16 protein-coding genes are annotated in these 14924 nt (G+C 66.6%); 14 read left to right on the top strand and 2 right to left on the bottom strand.

All coding sequences use genetic code 11. The features are described from left to right. The first annotated feature begins 280 nt into the window (after positions 1-280). From GGR46_RS23770 to GGR46_RS23760, 3 genes are all read left to right on the top strand, one after another. A complete protein-coding gene (locus GGR46_RS23770; RefSeq protein WP_184000564.1) occupies positions 281-1078 on the top strand; it encodes a response regulator in 798 nt (265 codons plus the stop codon). 72 nt (positions 1079-1150) lie between these two features. Beyond that, entirely contained in the window at positions 1151-1291 is a 141-nt protein-coding gene (locus GGR46_RS23765; RefSeq protein ID WP_184000563.1) for a hypothetical protein, read from the top strand. Between the two features lie 95 nt (positions 1292-1386). Then, positions 1387-2049 carry a sigma-70 family RNA polymerase sigma factor gene (locus GGR46_RS23760; protein ID WP_184000562.1) on the top strand — a complete coding sequence of 221 codons (663 nt, stop codon included), beginning with the start codon at positions 1387-1389 and terminating at the stop codon, positions 2047-2049. Between the two features lie 72 nt (positions 2050-2121). Here GGR46_RS23760 and GGR46_RS23755 read toward each other — a convergent pair whose 3' ends face one another. After that, positions 2122-2295, bottom strand: coding sequence for a hypothetical protein (locus GGR46_RS23755; protein WP_184000561.1), 174 nt, complete (start codon positions 2293-2295; stop codon positions 2122-2124). 74 nt (positions 2296-2369) lie between these two features. On the opposite strand from GGR46_RS23755, the gene GGR46_RS23750 reads away from it, so the two are divergent. From GGR46_RS23750 to GGR46_RS23705, 10 genes are all read left to right on the top strand, one after another. Next, positions 2370-5057: a bifunctional [glutamine synthetase] adenylyltransferase/[glutamine synthetase]-adenylyl-L-tyrosine phosphorylase gene (locus GGR46_RS23750; protein WP_425506605.1), complete on the top strand. Its 2688-nt coding sequence runs from the start codon at positions 2370-2372 to the stop codon at positions 5055-5057. A 10-nt stretch (positions 5058-5067) separates the two neighbouring features. Beyond that, positions 5068-5541, top strand: coding sequence for a peroxiredoxin (locus GGR46_RS23745; protein ID WP_184000560.1), 474 nt, complete (start codon positions 5068-5070; stop codon positions 5539-5541). A gap of 6 nt (positions 5542-5547) precedes the next feature. Beyond that, the gene (locus GGR46_RS23740; protein ID WP_184000559.1) at positions 5548-6345 is read left to right on the top strand and encodes a ferritin-like domain-containing protein; all 798 of its coding nucleotides are present in this window, start codon (positions 5548-5550) and stop codon (positions 6343-6345) included. A 123-nt stretch (positions 6346-6468) separates the two neighbouring features. Next, positions 6469-7659, top strand: a complete 1191-nt coding sequence (locus GGR46_RS23735; protein ID WP_184000558.1) for a M23 family metallopeptidase — start codon at positions 6469-6471, stop codon at positions 7657-7659. 111 nt (positions 7660-7770) lie between these two features. Continuing rightward, complete coding sequence (locus GGR46_RS23730; RefSeq protein WP_184000557.1) at positions 7771-8355, top strand: TetR/AcrR family transcriptional regulator; 585 nt, start codon at positions 7771-7773, stop codon at positions 8353-8355. Positions 8356-8428: 73 nt separating this feature from the next. Then, positions 8429-9160 carry an SDR family NAD(P)-dependent oxidoreductase gene (locus GGR46_RS23725; RefSeq protein WP_184000556.1) on the top strand — a complete coding sequence of 244 codons (732 nt, stop codon included), beginning with the start codon at positions 8429-8431 and terminating at the stop codon, positions 9158-9160. 48 nt (positions 9161-9208) lie between these two features. Further along, positions 9209-10498 (top strand): Hsp70 family protein, encoded by a 1290-nt coding sequence (locus GGR46_RS23720; RefSeq protein WP_184000555.1) that lies wholly within the window; start codon positions 9209-9211, stop codon positions 10496-10498. Between the two features lie 40 nt (positions 10499-10538). Then, complete coding sequence (gene erpA, locus GGR46_RS23715; protein ID WP_184000554.1) at positions 10539-10880, top strand: iron-sulfur cluster insertion protein ErpA; 342 nt, start codon at positions 10539-10541, stop codon at positions 10878-10880. Between the two features lie 11 nt (positions 10881-10891). Beyond that, a complete protein-coding gene (xth, locus tag GGR46_RS23710; RefSeq protein ID WP_281396637.1) occupies positions 10892-11665 on the top strand; it encodes an exodeoxyribonuclease III in 774 nt (257 codons plus the stop codon). 346 nt (positions 11666-12011) lie between these two features. Beyond that, positions 12012-12281 carry a hypothetical protein gene (locus GGR46_RS23705; protein WP_184000553.1) on the top strand — a complete coding sequence of 90 codons (270 nt, stop codon included), beginning with the start codon at positions 12012-12014 and terminating at the stop codon, positions 12279-12281. A 115-nt stretch (positions 12282-12396) separates the two neighbouring features. Here GGR46_RS23705 and GGR46_RS23700 read toward each other — a convergent pair whose 3' ends face one another. Continuing rightward, complete coding sequence (locus tag GGR46_RS23700; RefSeq protein ID WP_184000552.1) at positions 12397-13554, bottom strand: GNAT family N-acetyltransferase; 1158 nt, start codon at positions 13552-13554, stop codon at positions 12397-12399. Between the two features lie 153 nt (positions 13555-13707). On the opposite strand from GGR46_RS23700, the gene GGR46_RS23695 reads away from it, so the two are divergent. After that, positions 13708-14811, top strand: coding sequence for a fatty acid desaturase family protein (locus GGR46_RS23695; RefSeq protein WP_184000551.1), 1104 nt, complete (start codon positions 13708-13710; stop codon positions 14809-14811). Positions 14812-14924: the final 113 nt, after the last annotated feature.

Genomic DNA, 14924 nt, shown 5'->3' with positions numbered 1-14924 from the left:
TTCCCCCCTGCGCCATGGCGTCAGCCGTGGCTCGGACTAAAAGCGACCTGCTCCGGATGCAACTTCCGGAAGTGAACGAAAGCCACCGGTCGCATGGGGCCGGGGGCTGTGCGGCAACACTACGCAGCATGTCCGATGAAACCAATTCCCTAGTCGTTTGTTCCACAGCCGATGCAATATCCAGGGAGGGGCTCCTTCGGGTTGCACGAATTGAGGATTGCAATAGCCCGGAACGGCGCCGAAACAAACCGTTCCGCACTCGTAGGAGAATAGTTCGACCATGTCGCTTGGACAGCAACTCGCGCCGCACCTTCCGCTGCTTCGTCGCTATGCGCGCGCGCTCACTGGCAGCCAGGCCGATGGCGACCGCTATGTGCGCGCTGCACTGGAGGCAATCGTCGCGGCGCCGGACCAGTTCCCGCGTGACGTCGATCCGCGGCTCGGCCTGTATCGCACCTTCCAGGCGATCTGGCAGTCGACTCACCTCGAGGAAGAGGATGTCGTCGAGGATACCAGCAACGAGAACGAGGCGATCGCCCGCAAGCGGCTCGCCCGTCTCACTCCGCTGTCGCGCCAGGCGCTGCTGCTCACCACCGTGGAGGGCTTCAGCATCGAGGACGCCGGCTATCTGATCGAAGAGGATGCAGGACAGGTGCAGAAGCTCGTTGGAGAGGCCGTGGCCGAGATCGAGCGCCAGACGCGCACCCGCGTGATGATCATCGAGGACGAGCCGCTGATCGCGATGGACCTCGAGCAGATCGTGCGCGACCTTGGCCATGAAGTGACCGGGGTCGCCGTGACGCGCGACGAGGCCGTTGCGCTGGCGATGGAGGATCGTCCGGGCCTGGTGCTCGCCGACATCCAGCTGGCCGACGACAGCTCGGGCATCGATGCGGTCAAGGACATCCTCGCCGAATTCTCGGTGCCGGTGATCTTCATCACCGCTTTCCCCGAGCGCCTGCTCACCGGCGAGCGTCCGGAGCCGACCTTCCTGATCACCAAGCCGTTCCAGCGGGAAACCGTCAAGACGACGATCAGCCAGGCGCTGTTCTTCGACCAGGCGACCGTTCCCGCCTGACGATCCGCGAAAAAACTGGCGCGGGTTCCATCAGATACGGACCCAAAACGGTTCTCGTGTGTTGTAGATGACATGGTTGAGAATGACGAAGCCATTCATATCGACAGCGAGCAGGCCCGCGCCGGTGCCACGCCGCATATGACGCGATACGTGCTGGGCTACGGCCTGGTGCTGGTCATCGTCGCGTTCGCCGTGATCTTCTTGTTCGTCTGATCTCGGGAACGGCGCGAAATATGCTGGCAATCGCAGACACCAAGCCTATCTCTGGAACCGGTCGCTTTGCGGCCAACGCAAACAAGCGGGAACGAATGAGTCATTCCGAACAGCCCGAGGACAAGGGGACCGAGGCGCCGCAGGAGCATGTCTCGCTCTCCGATCCCGAGTTCAAGAAACAGCTCGCGCTCGTCATCCCGCATCTGCGTGCCTTTGGCCGCTCGCTATCGGGCAGCCGGGATCTCGCCGACGATCTGGTGCAGGAGACGCTGCTCAAGGCCTGGGCCGCGCGCAAGCGCTTCCAGGCCGGCACCAACATGCGCGCCTGGACCTTCATCATCCTGCGCAACCTCTATCTGAGCCAGATGCGCCGCGCCCGCTTCAAGGGCGAGTGGGACGATCTGGTCGCAGACCGGCTGCTCGCCGCGCCGGCCAGTCAGGATCGGCATGTCGAACTGTCCGACATGCAGCGCGCGCTGCTCCATCTGCCCCAGCCGCAGCGCGAGGCGCTGATCCTCGTCGGCGCCGGTGGCTTTGCCTATGAAGAGGCGGCCGAAATCTGCCAGGTCGCCGTCGGCACGATCAAGAGCCGCGTGGCCCGTGGCCGCGTCGCGCTCGAGCATCTGCTGAGCGAAGGCCAGCTGCCCTCGCGCCGCATCGAGCCGGGCACGGCCGAAGGGAAGACCGCGCTCGATACGATCATGGGCGAAGTCGAGGATCTAAGCCGCGATCGGGGCGGGGACGTGTCGGCGAAATAAGCCCTAAGAGGCTCAAAAAATCAGGCCGCGTTCCCTGGGGAGCGCGGCCTTTTCATGTGCCTGGACTGGATCTCAGCGTGTGCGGTTGAGCTGGCGCAGCATCGCGGCCATGTCATCGGGCAGGCCGGTGTCGCGAACATAGGCATCACGCAACGCCAGGCCGATTGCATCGCTGGCGCGCGGCGCTTCTACCCGATATGCGGGCGGGCGGGCGTCGCTGGCCGAGGCTGAAGTCGTCTGGTTCATGTTGCTAGAACAATTCAGGTCTCTTTTTGTTGCTTGACATTTTGCAACGCACCGTTTCGCAGGTGGTCGATTCCGTGACTCAAACTTCTTCTTCCGCCGATCTCGCCGACGCCATTGTCCGGGCGAGCGCGCATGCGCCCTTTCTCGAAAACCTGCTCGCGCGTGAAGCGGAGCTGGTCGCCGGACTCGACAATGCCCTGCTGAATCCACGCGCGGCTGCGCGTGCTTTCGCAGGCGAAATGAGCACGGGAGCACGGCTGCGCATCGAGCGCCGCCGGCTCGCGCTCCTCGTCGCCCTGGGCGACCTGTCGGGCCGGTTCGATCTCACGACTGTCACCCATCTTCTCACCGATTTCGCCGATGATGCGTTGGACCGTGCGATCCGCGCGGCGATCCTCGAACGTACGCCCGATGCCGATCCGCGCGGTTTCGCCGCGATCGCGCTGGGCAAGCAGGGCAGCCGCGAGCTCAACTATTCGTCGGACATCGATCCGATCCTGATCTTCGACCCCGAGACCTTGCCCTGCCGCCCCCGCGAGGACGTGCAGGAAGCCGCTGTGCGGATCGGCCGCCGCATGGTGGAGCTGCTCCAGCAGCGTGACGAGAATGGCTATGTCCTGCGCGTCGACCTGCGCCTGCGGCCCTCGCCCGAAGTCACCCCGATCGTGCTGCCGGTCGAGGCGGCGATCACCTATTATGAGAGCCAGGCCCTGCCCTGGGAGCGTGCCGCCTTCATCCGTGCCCGTGCCTGTGCGGGTGATCTGGAACTCGGTGGCTATTTCCTCGACGCGATCCGCCCCTTCGTGTGGCGGCGTGCGCTCGACTTCGGCACGATCCGCGAGATCCGCGACATCAGCCGCCGCATCCGCGACCATTATTCCCAGGCCCAGGCCTTCGGCCCCGGCTACGACCTGAAGCGGGGCAGGGGCGGCATCCGCGAAGTCGAATTCTTCGCCCAGATCCACCAGCTCATCCATGGCGGGCGTGAGCCCGCGCTGCGTGCCCCCGCGACGCGTGACGCGCTCGCTGCGCTGGCCGAGGCGGGGCGGATCGGCGCGGACGAAGCGCGCGACCTGACCGATGCCTATGTCACGCTGCGCACGATCGAGCACCGGCTGCAGATGGTCGACGATCGCCAGACGCACGAGCTGCCCGAGAACCTCGCCTCGCTCGACAATGTCGCCCGCCTCCATGGCCTGGCCGACGGCACTGCGCTCACCGATCTGCTCCAGCCGCACGTCATCCGGGTCGGCGCGATCTATGACAGCCTGGCCGGGGAGGAGGAGCAGCGCCTGCCCAGCGAGAGCGCGCCGCTGGAGGCGAAGCTCGGCGCGGCCGGCTTCGAGCGTCCCGACGGTGCCGCTCGCATCGTCCAGGGATGGCGCGGCGGCACCTATCCGGCGCTCCGCACGCCCGCTGCCCGGGAGGCACTGGAATCGGTCCTGCCCGGCCTGATCGACGCCTTTTCCCGTGCGCCCGACACGGTGCACGCGATCACGCGCTTCGATGCGATGCTCTCGCGGCTGCCCAGTGCGATCAATTTCTTCCGCCTGCTCGAGGCCCAGCCGGGGCTGGCGCAGCTGCTCGGCCAGATCCTCGCGCTGGCGCCGACGCTCGCCGAGCAGCTGGGCCGCCGCGCGGAGCTGCTCGACGGGCTGATCGACGCGACCGCGCTGGAGCCGGTGCCGGATATCGAGGCGCTCGCCGAGGGGATGCGGCACTGGGAGCCGGGTTCGGACTATCAGTACCAGCTCGAATTCGTCCGCCGCTTCGTCAACGAGAAGCGCTTCGCCCTCGGCGCGCAGATCGTTGCGGGGTCGGGGGATCCGCTCGAAGCCTCGGCCGGCTATGCCCGCGTCGCGGAGGCGGCGATCGAGACATTGGCGACGGCGACTGTCGAGGAATTCTCGCGCAACCATGGCGTGGTGCCGGAAAGCGAGCTGGTGATCCTCGCGCTCGGCCGGATGGGCGGGCAGGCGCTCACCCACGCTTCCGACCTCGATCTCGTCTACCTCTTCACCGGTGACTATGCGGCGGAGAGCGACGGGGCCAAGCCGCTTGGCGCAGTGATGTACTACAACCGGCTCGGCCAGCGCGTCACCGCGGCGCTCTCGGTGCCTACCCCGGCGGGGCCGCTCTACGAGGTCGATACCCGCCTGCGTCCCTCGGGCGCGCAGGGGCCGCTGGTCGTATCCCTGGAAGGCTTCGAGAAATACCAGCGTGCGGATGCCTGGACCTGGGAGCATATGGCACTCACCCGCGCGCGGCCGGTCTTCGGTTCGCCCCAAGCGCGGGCGAAGGTGCAGGGGATCATCGATGCGGTGCTCAAGGGCGCCCGCCCGGACCGCGACATCCCCGCCGAGGCCGCGAAGATGCGGGCCGAGATGGCCGCGCACAAGCCGCCCAAGGGCCCCCTCGACGCCAAGCTGCTCGACGGTGGGCTGGTCGACCTCGAGTTCGCGGTCCACACCGTCCAGCTCGTCCACCGCACCGGTTTCGAGCCGCGCCTGGGCCTGGCGATCGACGCTCTGGCGGGGCAGGGGCTGTTGCCGCCCGCGATGCGCCCGGCGCACGATTTCCTCACCCGGCTGCTCGTCACCATGCGCCTCGTCGCGCCCGACGCGCAGGAGCCCGGTCCGGCGACCCAGGCGCTGATCGCCCGCGCGCTCCGGCTCGGCAGCTGGGACGAGGTGGTTGCGCAGCTCGACCGGACCCGGCAGGAGGTCCGCGATTGCTGGGCGTCGGTGCGCGGCCCGGCCTGAGGAGAAGACAATGGTAATCGAGGAAGGCGACAAGATCCCCGCGGTCACGCTCGACGGGACCGAGGGTGAGGCGATCGCGCTGGCGGACAAGCTGGGCAAGCCCTTCGTCCTCTATTTCTATCCCAAGGACGACACCTCGGGCTGCACGCGCGAGGCGCAGGACTTCTCCGCGCTGATCCCCGAATTCACCGCGCTCGGCGCCGAAGTGCTGGGCGTGTCGAAGGATCCGCCGATCAAGCACCAGAAGTTCATCAACAAGTACGATCTCACCGTGCCGCTCGCCACCGACACTTCGGGCGCGGCGATGGAGGCCTTCGGCGTCTGGGTCGAGAAGCAGCTCTACGGCAAGCGCTACATGGGCATCGACCGCTCGACCTTCCTGTTCGACGCGGAAGGCAAGCTGTTCCGCGCCTGGCGTCGCGTGCGCGTGCCCGGCCATGCGGTGGACGTGCTCGAATCGATCAAGGAAATGCAGGCGCGCTGACCGCTCATGGCTGATAGAAGCGTTGCGGAGGCCTGCCGCGCGGTGCTGACCGCGACGGCGCCGGCCGACAAGATCAAGGCGGCCCGCGCCGCCGCCCGTGACTGGCGGCTGGGCCGGCTGGCCTTCGAATTCGACGTCGCGATGCCCGATCGCCCGGCGCGCCCCGACCGGCCCGAGCTGCTGCCGCCCAACCGCATGCCCAAGCGCGGCAAGGGATCGGAGCATGGCCGGATCGCCCTGATCCATGCGATCACCCATATCGAATTCTCCGCGATCGACCTGGCATTCGACGTGGTCGGCCGCTTCGGTGGCGAGTTTCCGCGCGGTTTCACCGACGACTGGATGCATGTGGGCGCCGACGAAGCGATGCACTTCGCCTTGCTCGATCGGCGCCTGAAGAAGCTCGGCAGCTTCTACGGTGCGATGCCTGCGCATGACGGATTGTGGGATGCCGCCGCCGATACCGCGCATGATTCGCTCGCCCGGCTGGCCGTGGTGCCGATGGTGCTGGAAGCGCGCGGGCTCGATGTCACGCCGGCGATGGTCGAGCGGTTTTCATTGGCAAATGATGCGGTTACCGCCCGCATTCTCACGCGCATTCTGAACGACGAAGTCCGGCACGTTCGCGCCGGAACGGTTTGGTTCGAATCACGTTGTCGCGAAATGGGGCACGTCCCCGAAACGACCTGGCAGGCACTGGTGACCCGCCATTATCGCGGGCTGCTTAAGCCTCCGTTCAACGACTCGGCGCGCGACTCAGCCGGTTTGTCCCGGGAATATTACCAACCTCTTGCCGTGCGCTGATTTCCCGGGTCACAAGCCACCGTCCAGAAGGCGGAGGGGCTGCTTACTGCGACGAATGACAATTGAAGTAGGGCAACCGGGTCGCGTTTCGGTGCTTGCTTCCATGAAACTTGCCGGGGAATCATGGCTAAGGCGTCGAACTCCAAAACCGCTACCGCAGCTCAGCGGTTCCGTGCTTTCTTCACTACCCGCGATTTTATTTTTCATGACGGCCGCGATCTGAAGCGTTTCAGCGTCGCCGGCCGCACCCAGGCGCTGCTCGCCGGCGTCGGCACCGTCACCGTGCTGTTCTCCGCCTATGGCGTGGCCCAGGCCGCCGTCGGCGCGATCGCGATCAGCGGCGTGACCGGCACGCCGGCTTCGCCCGAGGCGCAGGTCGCCAAGATGCGCCAGCAGGTCGAGAAGATGCAGGCCGATGTCGCCGCCGCCAAGGAGGCCGCCCGCCTCCAGGCCGCGCGCGTCGAGCAGCACCAGGCGCTGATCAGCGCAACACTCACCGGCAAGGGTGACCGCGCCGTGATCGAGCAGCCGCTCCCCAGCACCTCGGCCCGCACCAGCGCCGTCGCCAGCGAAGTCCTCGCCCCGCTCAAGCAGGTCGAGGCCCGCCAGGTCGCGATGGCCGGCAAGGCTCGCGCCGCCGGCGAGGCCCGCTACAACCAGACCGCCGGCGAGCTCCGTCGCCTTGGCCTCTCGCCCGAGCGCTATGTGAAGGTGCCGGCGATGGGCGGCCCGTACGAGCCGATCGACAACGACAATGCGAACGGCAGCGATGCCTCGGCCGAAGCCGCCGATGCCCAGTTCCGCGCGCTGTTCGTCACCTGGAAGAAGCTCGACATGCTCGAGCAGACGGTGATCTCGGTCCCGTCGATGCAGCCGGTCGACAAGCTGACCTTCACCTCGAACTTCGGCGTCCGCTCGGATCCGTTCCGCGGCACCGCCGCGATGCACGCCGGCGTCGACATCCCCGGCGCGCTCGGCACGCCGATCTATGCAACCGCCGACGGCGTCGTCAGCCATGCCGGCCGCCAGGGCGGCTACGGCAACCTCGTCCAGATCAACCATGGCCGCGGCATCGAGACGCGCTATGGCCACCTTTCGAAGATCATCGTCGCCGACAATGCCCGCGTGAAGCGCGGCCAGCTGATCGGCCTGATGGGCTCGACCGGCCGCTCGACCGGCAGCCACCTTCACTACGAGGTGCGCGTCGACGGCAAGGCCGTGAACCCGATTCCCTTCCTGCAGACCGGCGAGTATCTCGCCTCGGTGCAGGACCGCGTCCAGGGCGGCGTGGGCGGCCCGGCGAAGAACAAGTAACACCGACTTTCAGAGTCAGGAGAGGAGAGGGGCTGCCCGTGTAGGCGGCCCCCTTTCTTTTGTGTGCTGCCATTTATTGACTGATCGATCAAGAATGCCTAGATCGCGGTCATGGCAAGACCACGGGAATTCGATCGGGACGCTGCGCTGGACAAGGCGATGCAGGTCTTCTGGGTCAAGGGCTTCGCCGCGACCTCCACCGACGATCTCATCCAGGCGATGGGGATCGGCCGACAGAGCGTCTACAACGCGTTCGGCGACAAGAAGCAGCTCTATATGGAGGCGCTGGGCGCCTATCAGCGCCGGACGGTCGGCGGGCATCTAACGCGCCTCAATGCGCCGGCCTCGCCCTTGCAGGGTATCAGCGACCTGCTGACTGGCCTCACGGCGGAGGAGGATGCGCAGCGCGCGCTCGGCTGCATGGGCGTCGGCTCGGTGGGTGAGTTCGGGGTCAGCGATCCGGCGCTGGTCGAGCAACGTACCAGGACCGCCACTTTGCTGGGCAAGCGTCTCGCCGAGCGGATCCGGGAGGGCCAGGCCGCCGGGGAAATCCAGCCGGGCCTCGATCCCGCGGAGACCGCCGGCTTCATCCAGATGACCATGACCGGCCTCCAGCTCGCTGCACGTGCTGGCGCCGGCGCCGGCGATCTCGCCACGCTCGCTCGCTTCACCGTCGATCGCCTGCGCTCGGCCTGAAAGGTCGCGTGCAGCCATGAGCTGTTTTTCTTCGCTCAGTTATTGACTAATCGATCAAGAAAGGAACCAAGACATGCAGAATGAGAAGAACAAGACCGCCCTGGTGTTCGGCGGATCGCGCGGTATCGGCGCCGCCGCGGTCGAGCGGCTGGCGCGGGAAGGCTTTGCGGTCGCCTTCACCTATGTGTCGCGACCCGATGCGGCCGAGGCGCTGGTCGAGAAGCTGACGGCGGCCGGCGGCACTGCGCTGGCGATCCAGGCCGACAGCGCCGACCCCGCCGCGATCCGCACGGCGGTGGAGCAGGCGGTGGCACATTTCGGCGGGCTGGACGCGGTGGTGGTCAATGCCGGCATCCTGCGCATGGGCCCGATCGAGTCGGTCAGCCTCGAGGAACTCGACCAGATGCTCGCGATCAACGTGCGCGGCGTGTTCCTCGCGATCCAGGCCGCGGCGGTGCATCTGCCCGAAGGCGGGCGGATCATCACCATCGGCAGCAACACCGCCGTCCGCACCGGTCATCCGGGCACGAGCGTCTATCAGTTCACCAAGGCGGCGGTCGCGGCGATGGTGAAGGGGATCGCGCTCGATCTCGCTGCGCGCGACATCACCGTGAACAATGTCCAGCCGGGGCCGATCGATACCGACATGAACGCGGGCGCGATCGAGATGCTCGCCGGCAAGAGCCCGATGCGCCGCGTCGGCAGCCCCGCCGAGATCGCCGGGCTGATCGCCTATCTCGCCGGCCCGGAAGCCGGCTACATGACCGGCGAGAGCATCACCATCGATGGCGGCTGGGTGCTGTAACGCACCGGGTGGGAAAATCCGGCGCCTCTCTCTATGAGGCGCCGGACCATGACTTCCGCATCCTCTCTCGGCTTCGACTTCGGCACCACCAATTCGGTCGCGGCGCGCGCGACAGGGGAGGTGTCCGACCTCGTCCAGCTCCAGGGCCCGGAGCAGGACGACGCGGTCTTCCGCTCCGCTTTGTGCTTCTGGGAAGAGGGCAATGCCCGCGGCGCGCTCGAAGTCGCCGCCGGGCCCTGGGCCATCGCCGAATATCTCGATTCGCCCGAGACCAGCCGCTTCCTCCAGTCGTTCAAGTCGGTCGCCGCCAGCGCCAGCTTCGAGCACGCCATCGTCTTCGAACGCCGCTACCGGTTCGAGGAGATGGGCCGGCTGTTCCTCCGCCTGATGCGCGAGAAGGCCAAGGGCGCGCTCGACGGGCAGGCGGGGCGGGTGATCGTCGGCCGGCCGGTCGAATATGCCGGTGCGCGGCCCGATGCGGCGCTCGCCCGCACCCGCTACGACATGATGTTCGAAGGCTTCGGCGCCGAGATCCACTACGTCTACGAGCCGCTCGGCGCCGCGTTCAGCTACGCCTCCCGCCTCGACGAGCCCGCCACCGTGCTGGTCGCCGATTTCGGCGGCGGCACCAGCGACTTCTCGGTGGTGCGCATCGCCGAGCGCGGCGCACCGCGCCGCTGCACCCCGCTCGCCCATGCCGGCGTCGGCATCGCCGGCGACCGGTTCGACCAACGCATCGTCGACCACCTGATCCTGCCGATGCTCGGCAAGGGCGGGAAATATCGTTCGTTCGACAAGATCCTCGACATCCCCGGTGGCTGGTTCAACGATTTCTCGGACTGGTCGCGCCTCGCGCTGATGCGCAACCGCAAGACGCTGGCCGAGCTCGACAAGCTGCGCCGCGCCGCGCTCGATCCGAAGGCGATCGAACGGATGATCGCGATCGTCGAGGGCGAGATGGGCTACCAGCTCTATCACGCGGTGGGCGCGCTCAAGCGGGCGCTCTCGGCGCAGGAAGAAGCCCATTTCCACTTCGAAGGGCCTGACCTCCGCATCGAGGCCGACGTGACCCGCGCTGCCTTCGAGGAGTGGATCGCGCCCGACATCGTGCGCATCGAAGGGGCAGTCGACCAGGCGCTGACCCAGGCCGGGGTGGAGCCCGCCGCGATCGACCGTGTCTTCCTCACCGGCGGCACCTCGCTCACCCCGCGCGTCCGTCGGCTGTTCACCGAGCGCTTCGGTGCCGAGCGCATCGCCAGCGGCGGCGAGCTGACTTCGATCGCCCACGGCCTGGCCCTGATCGGCCAGCAGGACGACATAGCTGCCTGGGCCGCCTAGACGCATTGCCTCGCCGGCCCCGCGCCACTATCTCCAATCCATGGCAACACTCACCCAGCCCGAGATCGCGCTGACTCCGTCCGCCGCCGCGCGCGTCGCGGCGATCGCGGCGAAGCAGGGCAAGCCCGCGATCCTTCGCCTCTCGGTCGAAGGGGGCGGCTGCTCGGGCTTCCAGTACAAGTTCGGCTTCGCCGATGCGGTGGAGGGCGACGATACTGTCGCCGAGCTCGACGGCGTCCGGCTGGTGGTCGATTCGATCAGCCTCGATCTCGTTCGGGGCGCGGCTGTCGATTATGTCGACAATCTCGGCGGCGCGCATTTCGCCGTGACCAATCCCAACGCAGCCTCGGGCTGCGGTTGCGGCACCAGCTTCTCCGTCTGAGCGGATCTCCCTTGCCCAAGATCGTCACCTACAATGTCAACGGCATCAAGGCGCGCATGGAGCGCCTGCTCGAGTATCTCGCCGAGCAGCAGCCCGATGTGGTCTGTCTCCAGGAGCTGAAGGGCGCCGACGAGACGCTGCCGGTCAAGGACATCGAGGCGGCGGGCTATGGTGCGGTGTGGCACGGGCAGAAGGGCTTCAACGGCGTCGCGGTGCTGGCGAAGGGCCAGCAGCCGGTCGAGCGCCAGCGCGGGCTGGCGGGCGATCCCGAGGATGCGCACAGCCGCTATCTCGAAGCCGAGATCGGCGACCTGATCGTCGCTTCCATCTATCTGCCCAACGGCAACCCGCAGCCCGGCCCGAAGTTCGACTACAAGCTGAAGTGGATGGAGCGGCTCGCCGATCGCGCCCAGGCCCTGCTCGCCGAGGAGCGTCCGGTGGTGCTGGCGGGCGACTACAATGTCATCCCCAATGACGACGACACCTTCTCGGTCCGCGCCATGGCGACAGATGCGCTGATGCAGCCCGAGAGCCGCGAGCGCTACCGCACGCTATTGGCGCAGGGCTGGACCGATTCGCTGCGCACCCGCTTTCCCGGCGGCGGCGTCTGGACCTTCTGGGACTATCAGGCGGGCGCCTGGCAGCGCGACGCTGGCTTCCGCATCGATCACCTGCTGCTCAGCCCGATCGCCGCCGACCGCTATCTCGGCGCTGGCGTCGACAAGGAATATCGCGGCCGCGAAAAGGCCAGCGACCACGCCCCGACCTGGGTCTCGCTCCGCTAGACCGGAGCGGCGGGCCGAGGTCCCAAGCCGAAAATCCAGATAGCCGTGCTCCTGCGAAAGCAGGAGCCCAGAGCCGTGCGGGACTCGGCATGTGGTCCTGCTATCGCAGGAACGCGGGGAAGATGCTGGTCGCTTTTGAACAGTGCGGTGTCCACTTCCGGACGCTCGTTCCGCAGGTGCACCAATAGTTGGTGTATATTACGGTGTTATAGTGCGTCACTACACTGTCATATTAAGCTAAGTCATTGAAATTACGATAATCTAGAAATTGGCACGGCGATTGCGAAGCATGGGGCACAGGCGGGATGGAGCGCCTGTTCATGTCTAAGTTCGAGGAGTAATGGATATGCACAGCAAGACCCTTTCCGCCGCCGCTGCCCTTTTCGCCAGCGTTGCCCTGGTTGCCGGCGCAGTCGCCCCCGCTTCGGCGGCGACCAACGATCCCGCCAAGAAGCAGGAAGCTTCGTCGCAGGATCAGGGCACGACCGCCAAGACCGACAAGAAGCGCTATTGCCTGGAGGACACCTTCACCGGCTCGCGCATCGCCAAGCGCAAGTGTCTGACCCGCGCCGAGTGGATCCAGCAGACCGGCCAGGACCCCGTCCAGGCGCAGTAATCCCCGGGATGGTGTCCGTGGCGGTTTTGTGAGCGTTCGCCGCCGCAGCAGCCATCCGAGTTAGCGTACCGGAACCGGCCCGCTCCCACACCCCTGGGAGCGGGCCGTTCCTGGTTCAGAGCGGCTTCTGGTAGATGACGTATTCGCGGTTGACGTGCGAATCGATCGCGTCGGCGATTGCGTTCATCCCCTGGTTGTCGTCGAGCACCCAGCCGATCTCGCCGCGGCTGCCGCCGTAATTGGCCACTGCCGCGCGGCGGATATATTCGATCATCATGAAGGCCAGCTGGCTCGCCATGCGCGAGCTCTGCAGCCGCTTGACCACGCCCATCAGCGGCACTCGCATGGTCCGTGCCTTGGGCTTGCGGAGCCACAGCAGCAGCTTTGCCCAGCCGAACGGGAAGAGCGAGCCCTTGAGCGGCTTCAGCGGCTCGTTGAAGTCGGGCAGGGTGACCATGAACGCCACCGGCTCGCCGTCATATTCGGCGATCATGATCAGGTCGTTGAACACCAGCGGCTTCAGCTTCTTGCCGACATCGTCGACCTCGGGCTGGGTCAGTGGCACATAGCCCCAATTGTCCGACCAGGCATCGTTGAGGATGGCGAGGATGATCTCGGCCTCCTCGGCGAATTTCGACTTGTCGACCTGGCGCACCTTGATGCGGTCGTTCTTCTCGCCGGCGGCGACGATGCGCTGGACGATCGGCGGGAATTGCTGGGTGACGTCGAGCTCATAGGTGAGCAGCTTCTTGGCTTCCTTGTAGCCCGCACCCTCGATCCACGCCTGATATTTTGCCGGATGGTGGCCCATCAGCACGGTGGGGGAGTGGTCGTGCCCCTTCACCAGCAGGCCGGGCTCCTCCCAGATCGACAGGCTCACCGGGCCGAGCGCCTTGGTCATGCCCTTGCCGCGCAGCCAGTCCTCGGCGGCGTTGATCAGTGCCTTGGCGGCATTCTGGTCCTCGGCCTCGAACAGGCCCCAGAAGCCGGTGCCCGGGCCGAAACCCTGCTCCGGCGGCATCTCGAGCGCGAGGAAGTCGATATGCGCCGAGATGCGCCCGACCGTCTGGCCGTCGCGCTCGGCGAGGAAATATTGTGCCTCGGCATGGCTGAACCAGCCATTCTTCTTCGGGCTGATCGTCGCCGCCACTTCGGCGCGCAGCGGCGGCACCCAGGCCGGGTCACCGCTGTTCAGGCGATAGGCGATCTCGATGAACTGCTTGGTGTCGCGCTTCGAGGAGACGGGACGGATGCTGAGCGGGCCGCTGGCCAAGGGGGGAACCTTCCTGAGGTTTGATTCAGCGCAATGCAGTCCTTCGCCAGCGGTTCACTGTCAAGCGCGGCGATCATGGCGGGCGCGGGTGCCTCTCACTGACCCCTGGAATGCCACCATAAAGCCACTATCTCCCGCCAAATGGCAGACATCATGACGAAATCGCTTGCCCTGAAGATTGACGATGCCGAGCCGGTAACGGCCCCGGCATCGGCCCGTATCAAGCTTTCCGGTGTTCCCGACGATCGCGCGATGCTGCGCGCCGCCGCCGAACTGACACGCGACCTGCACACCCCGAACAAGCGCATCTACTGGACCGACATGCTGGTCTCGGCCGGCATCGGCTATGGCGCGTTCGCGGCGACGATCCTGGCGCCGAGCTGGCCGCTGGCGCTGGTCGCCGGCGTGGTGGCGGTGCTCGCGCTCTATCGCGCCAGCCTGTTCATCCACGAGCTGACCCACCTCAAGCACTCGCTGCTGCCCAATTTCCGGCTCGGCTGGAACCTGCTGGTCGGCATCCCGCTGCTCGTGCCGAGCTTCACCTATGAGGGCGTCCACACGCTCCACCATGCCCGCACCCGCTATGGCACGGCCGAGGACCCCGAATATCTGCCGCTCGCGATGATGAAGCCGTGGACGCTGCCGGTGTTCCTGCTCGCCGCGGTGCTGCTGCCGGTCGCCATGCTGATCCGCTTCGCCGTGCTGGCGCCGCTCTCGGCGGTGATTCCCAGCCTGCGCCGCGTCGTCGTCGCCAAATATTCGGGTCTGAAGATCAATCCGGTCTTCGAGCGCCGTCCTCCCGAGGGTGAGCTCAAGAGCCAGTGGTTCTGGCAGGAGCTGGGCGCCAGCATCTTCTCGATCGCACTGCTCACGCTGGTTGCGACCGGGATCGTGCCGCTGCGCGATTTCGGCATCTATCTCGCGGTGATCGCGGGCGTGGCGGTGATCAACCAGGTCCGCACGCTGGTGGCGCATCTCTGGGAGAATGACGGAGAGCCGCTCACCGTTACCGCCCAGTATCTCGATAGCGTCAACGTGCCGACTCCGGGTTTCATGGCCTATCTCTGGGCGCCGATCGGTCTGCGCTACCACGCGCTGCACCATCTGCTGCCGAGCCTGCCCTATCATGCGCTGAACGAGGCGCATCGCCGCCTGTCGGACGCGCTGGAAGAGGCTTCGTCCTATCACAAGGCCAACTATCCCACGCTGCGCGGCCTGATGCACCGCCTCGCGGTCAGCACCATGGGCGCCCGCTGAACCAGCGGACGGGCTGAAACAGAAAAGGCCGGGCAGCGATGCCCGGCCTTTTTGTTTGTCCGATCTGATCCTCCCCCTGGCGGGGGAGGATCAGATCTGGATGCCGCTAACCC

The organism is Sphingomonas kyeonggiensis, from assembly GCF_014196745.1.
In the GTDB taxonomy this organism is placed as follows: domain Bacteria; phylum Pseudomonadota; class Alphaproteobacteria; order Sphingomonadales; family Sphingomonadaceae; genus Sphingomonas; species Sphingomonas kyeonggiensis.
The sequence above is the reverse complement of the archived record's forward strand: the minus strand, read 5'-3'. Positions and strand labels throughout refer to the sequence as shown.

Bases quoted from the DNA above. Each gene is read 5' to 3' on its own strand.
- GGR46_RS23770 (WP_184000564.1), top strand. From the start codon at position 281: ATGTCGCTTGGACAGCAACTCGCGCCGCACCTTCCGCTGCTTCGTCGC.
- GGR46_RS23765 (WP_184000563.1), top strand. From the start codon at position 1,151: ATGGTTGAGAATGACGAAGCCATTCATATCGACAGCGAGCAGGCCCGC.
- GGR46_RS23760 (WP_184000562.1), top strand. From the start codon at position 1,387: ATGAGTCATTCCGAACAGCCCGAGGACAAGGGGACCGAGGCGCCGCAG.
- GGR46_RS23755 (WP_184000561.1), bottom strand. From the start codon at position 2,295: ATGAACCAGACGACTTCAGCCTCGGCCAGCGACGCCCGCCCGCCCGCA.
- GGR46_RS23745 (WP_184000560.1), top strand. From the start codon at position 5,068: ATGGTAATCGAGGAAGGCGACAAGATCCCCGCGGTCACGCTCGACGGG.
- GGR46_RS23740 (WP_184000559.1), top strand. From the start codon at position 5,548: ATGGCTGATAGAAGCGTTGCGGAGGCCTGCCGCGCGGTGCTGACCGCG.
- GGR46_RS23735 (WP_184000558.1), top strand. From the start codon at position 6,469: ATGGCTAAGGCGTCGAACTCCAAAACCGCTACCGCAGCTCAGCGGTTC.
- GGR46_RS23730 (WP_184000557.1), top strand. From the start codon at position 7,771: ATGGCAAGACCACGGGAATTCGATCGGGACGCTGCGCTGGACAAGGCG.
- GGR46_RS23725 (WP_184000556.1), top strand. From the start codon at position 8,429: ATGCAGAATGAGAAGAACAAGACCGCCCTGGTGTTCGGCGGATCGCGC.
- GGR46_RS23720 (WP_184000555.1), top strand. From the start codon at position 9,209: ATGACTTCCGCATCCTCTCTCGGCTTCGACTTCGGCACCACCAATTCG.
- erpA (WP_184000554.1), top strand. From the start codon at position 10,539: ATGGCAACACTCACCCAGCCCGAGATCGCGCTGACTCCGTCCGCCGCC.
- GGR46_RS23705 (WP_184000553.1), top strand. From the start codon at position 12,012: ATGCACAGCAAGACCCTTTCCGCCGCCGCTGCCCTTTTCGCCAGCGTT.
- GGR46_RS23695 (WP_184000551.1), top strand. From the start codon at position 13,708: ATGACGAAATCGCTTGCCCTGAAGATTGACGATGCCGAGCCGGTAACG.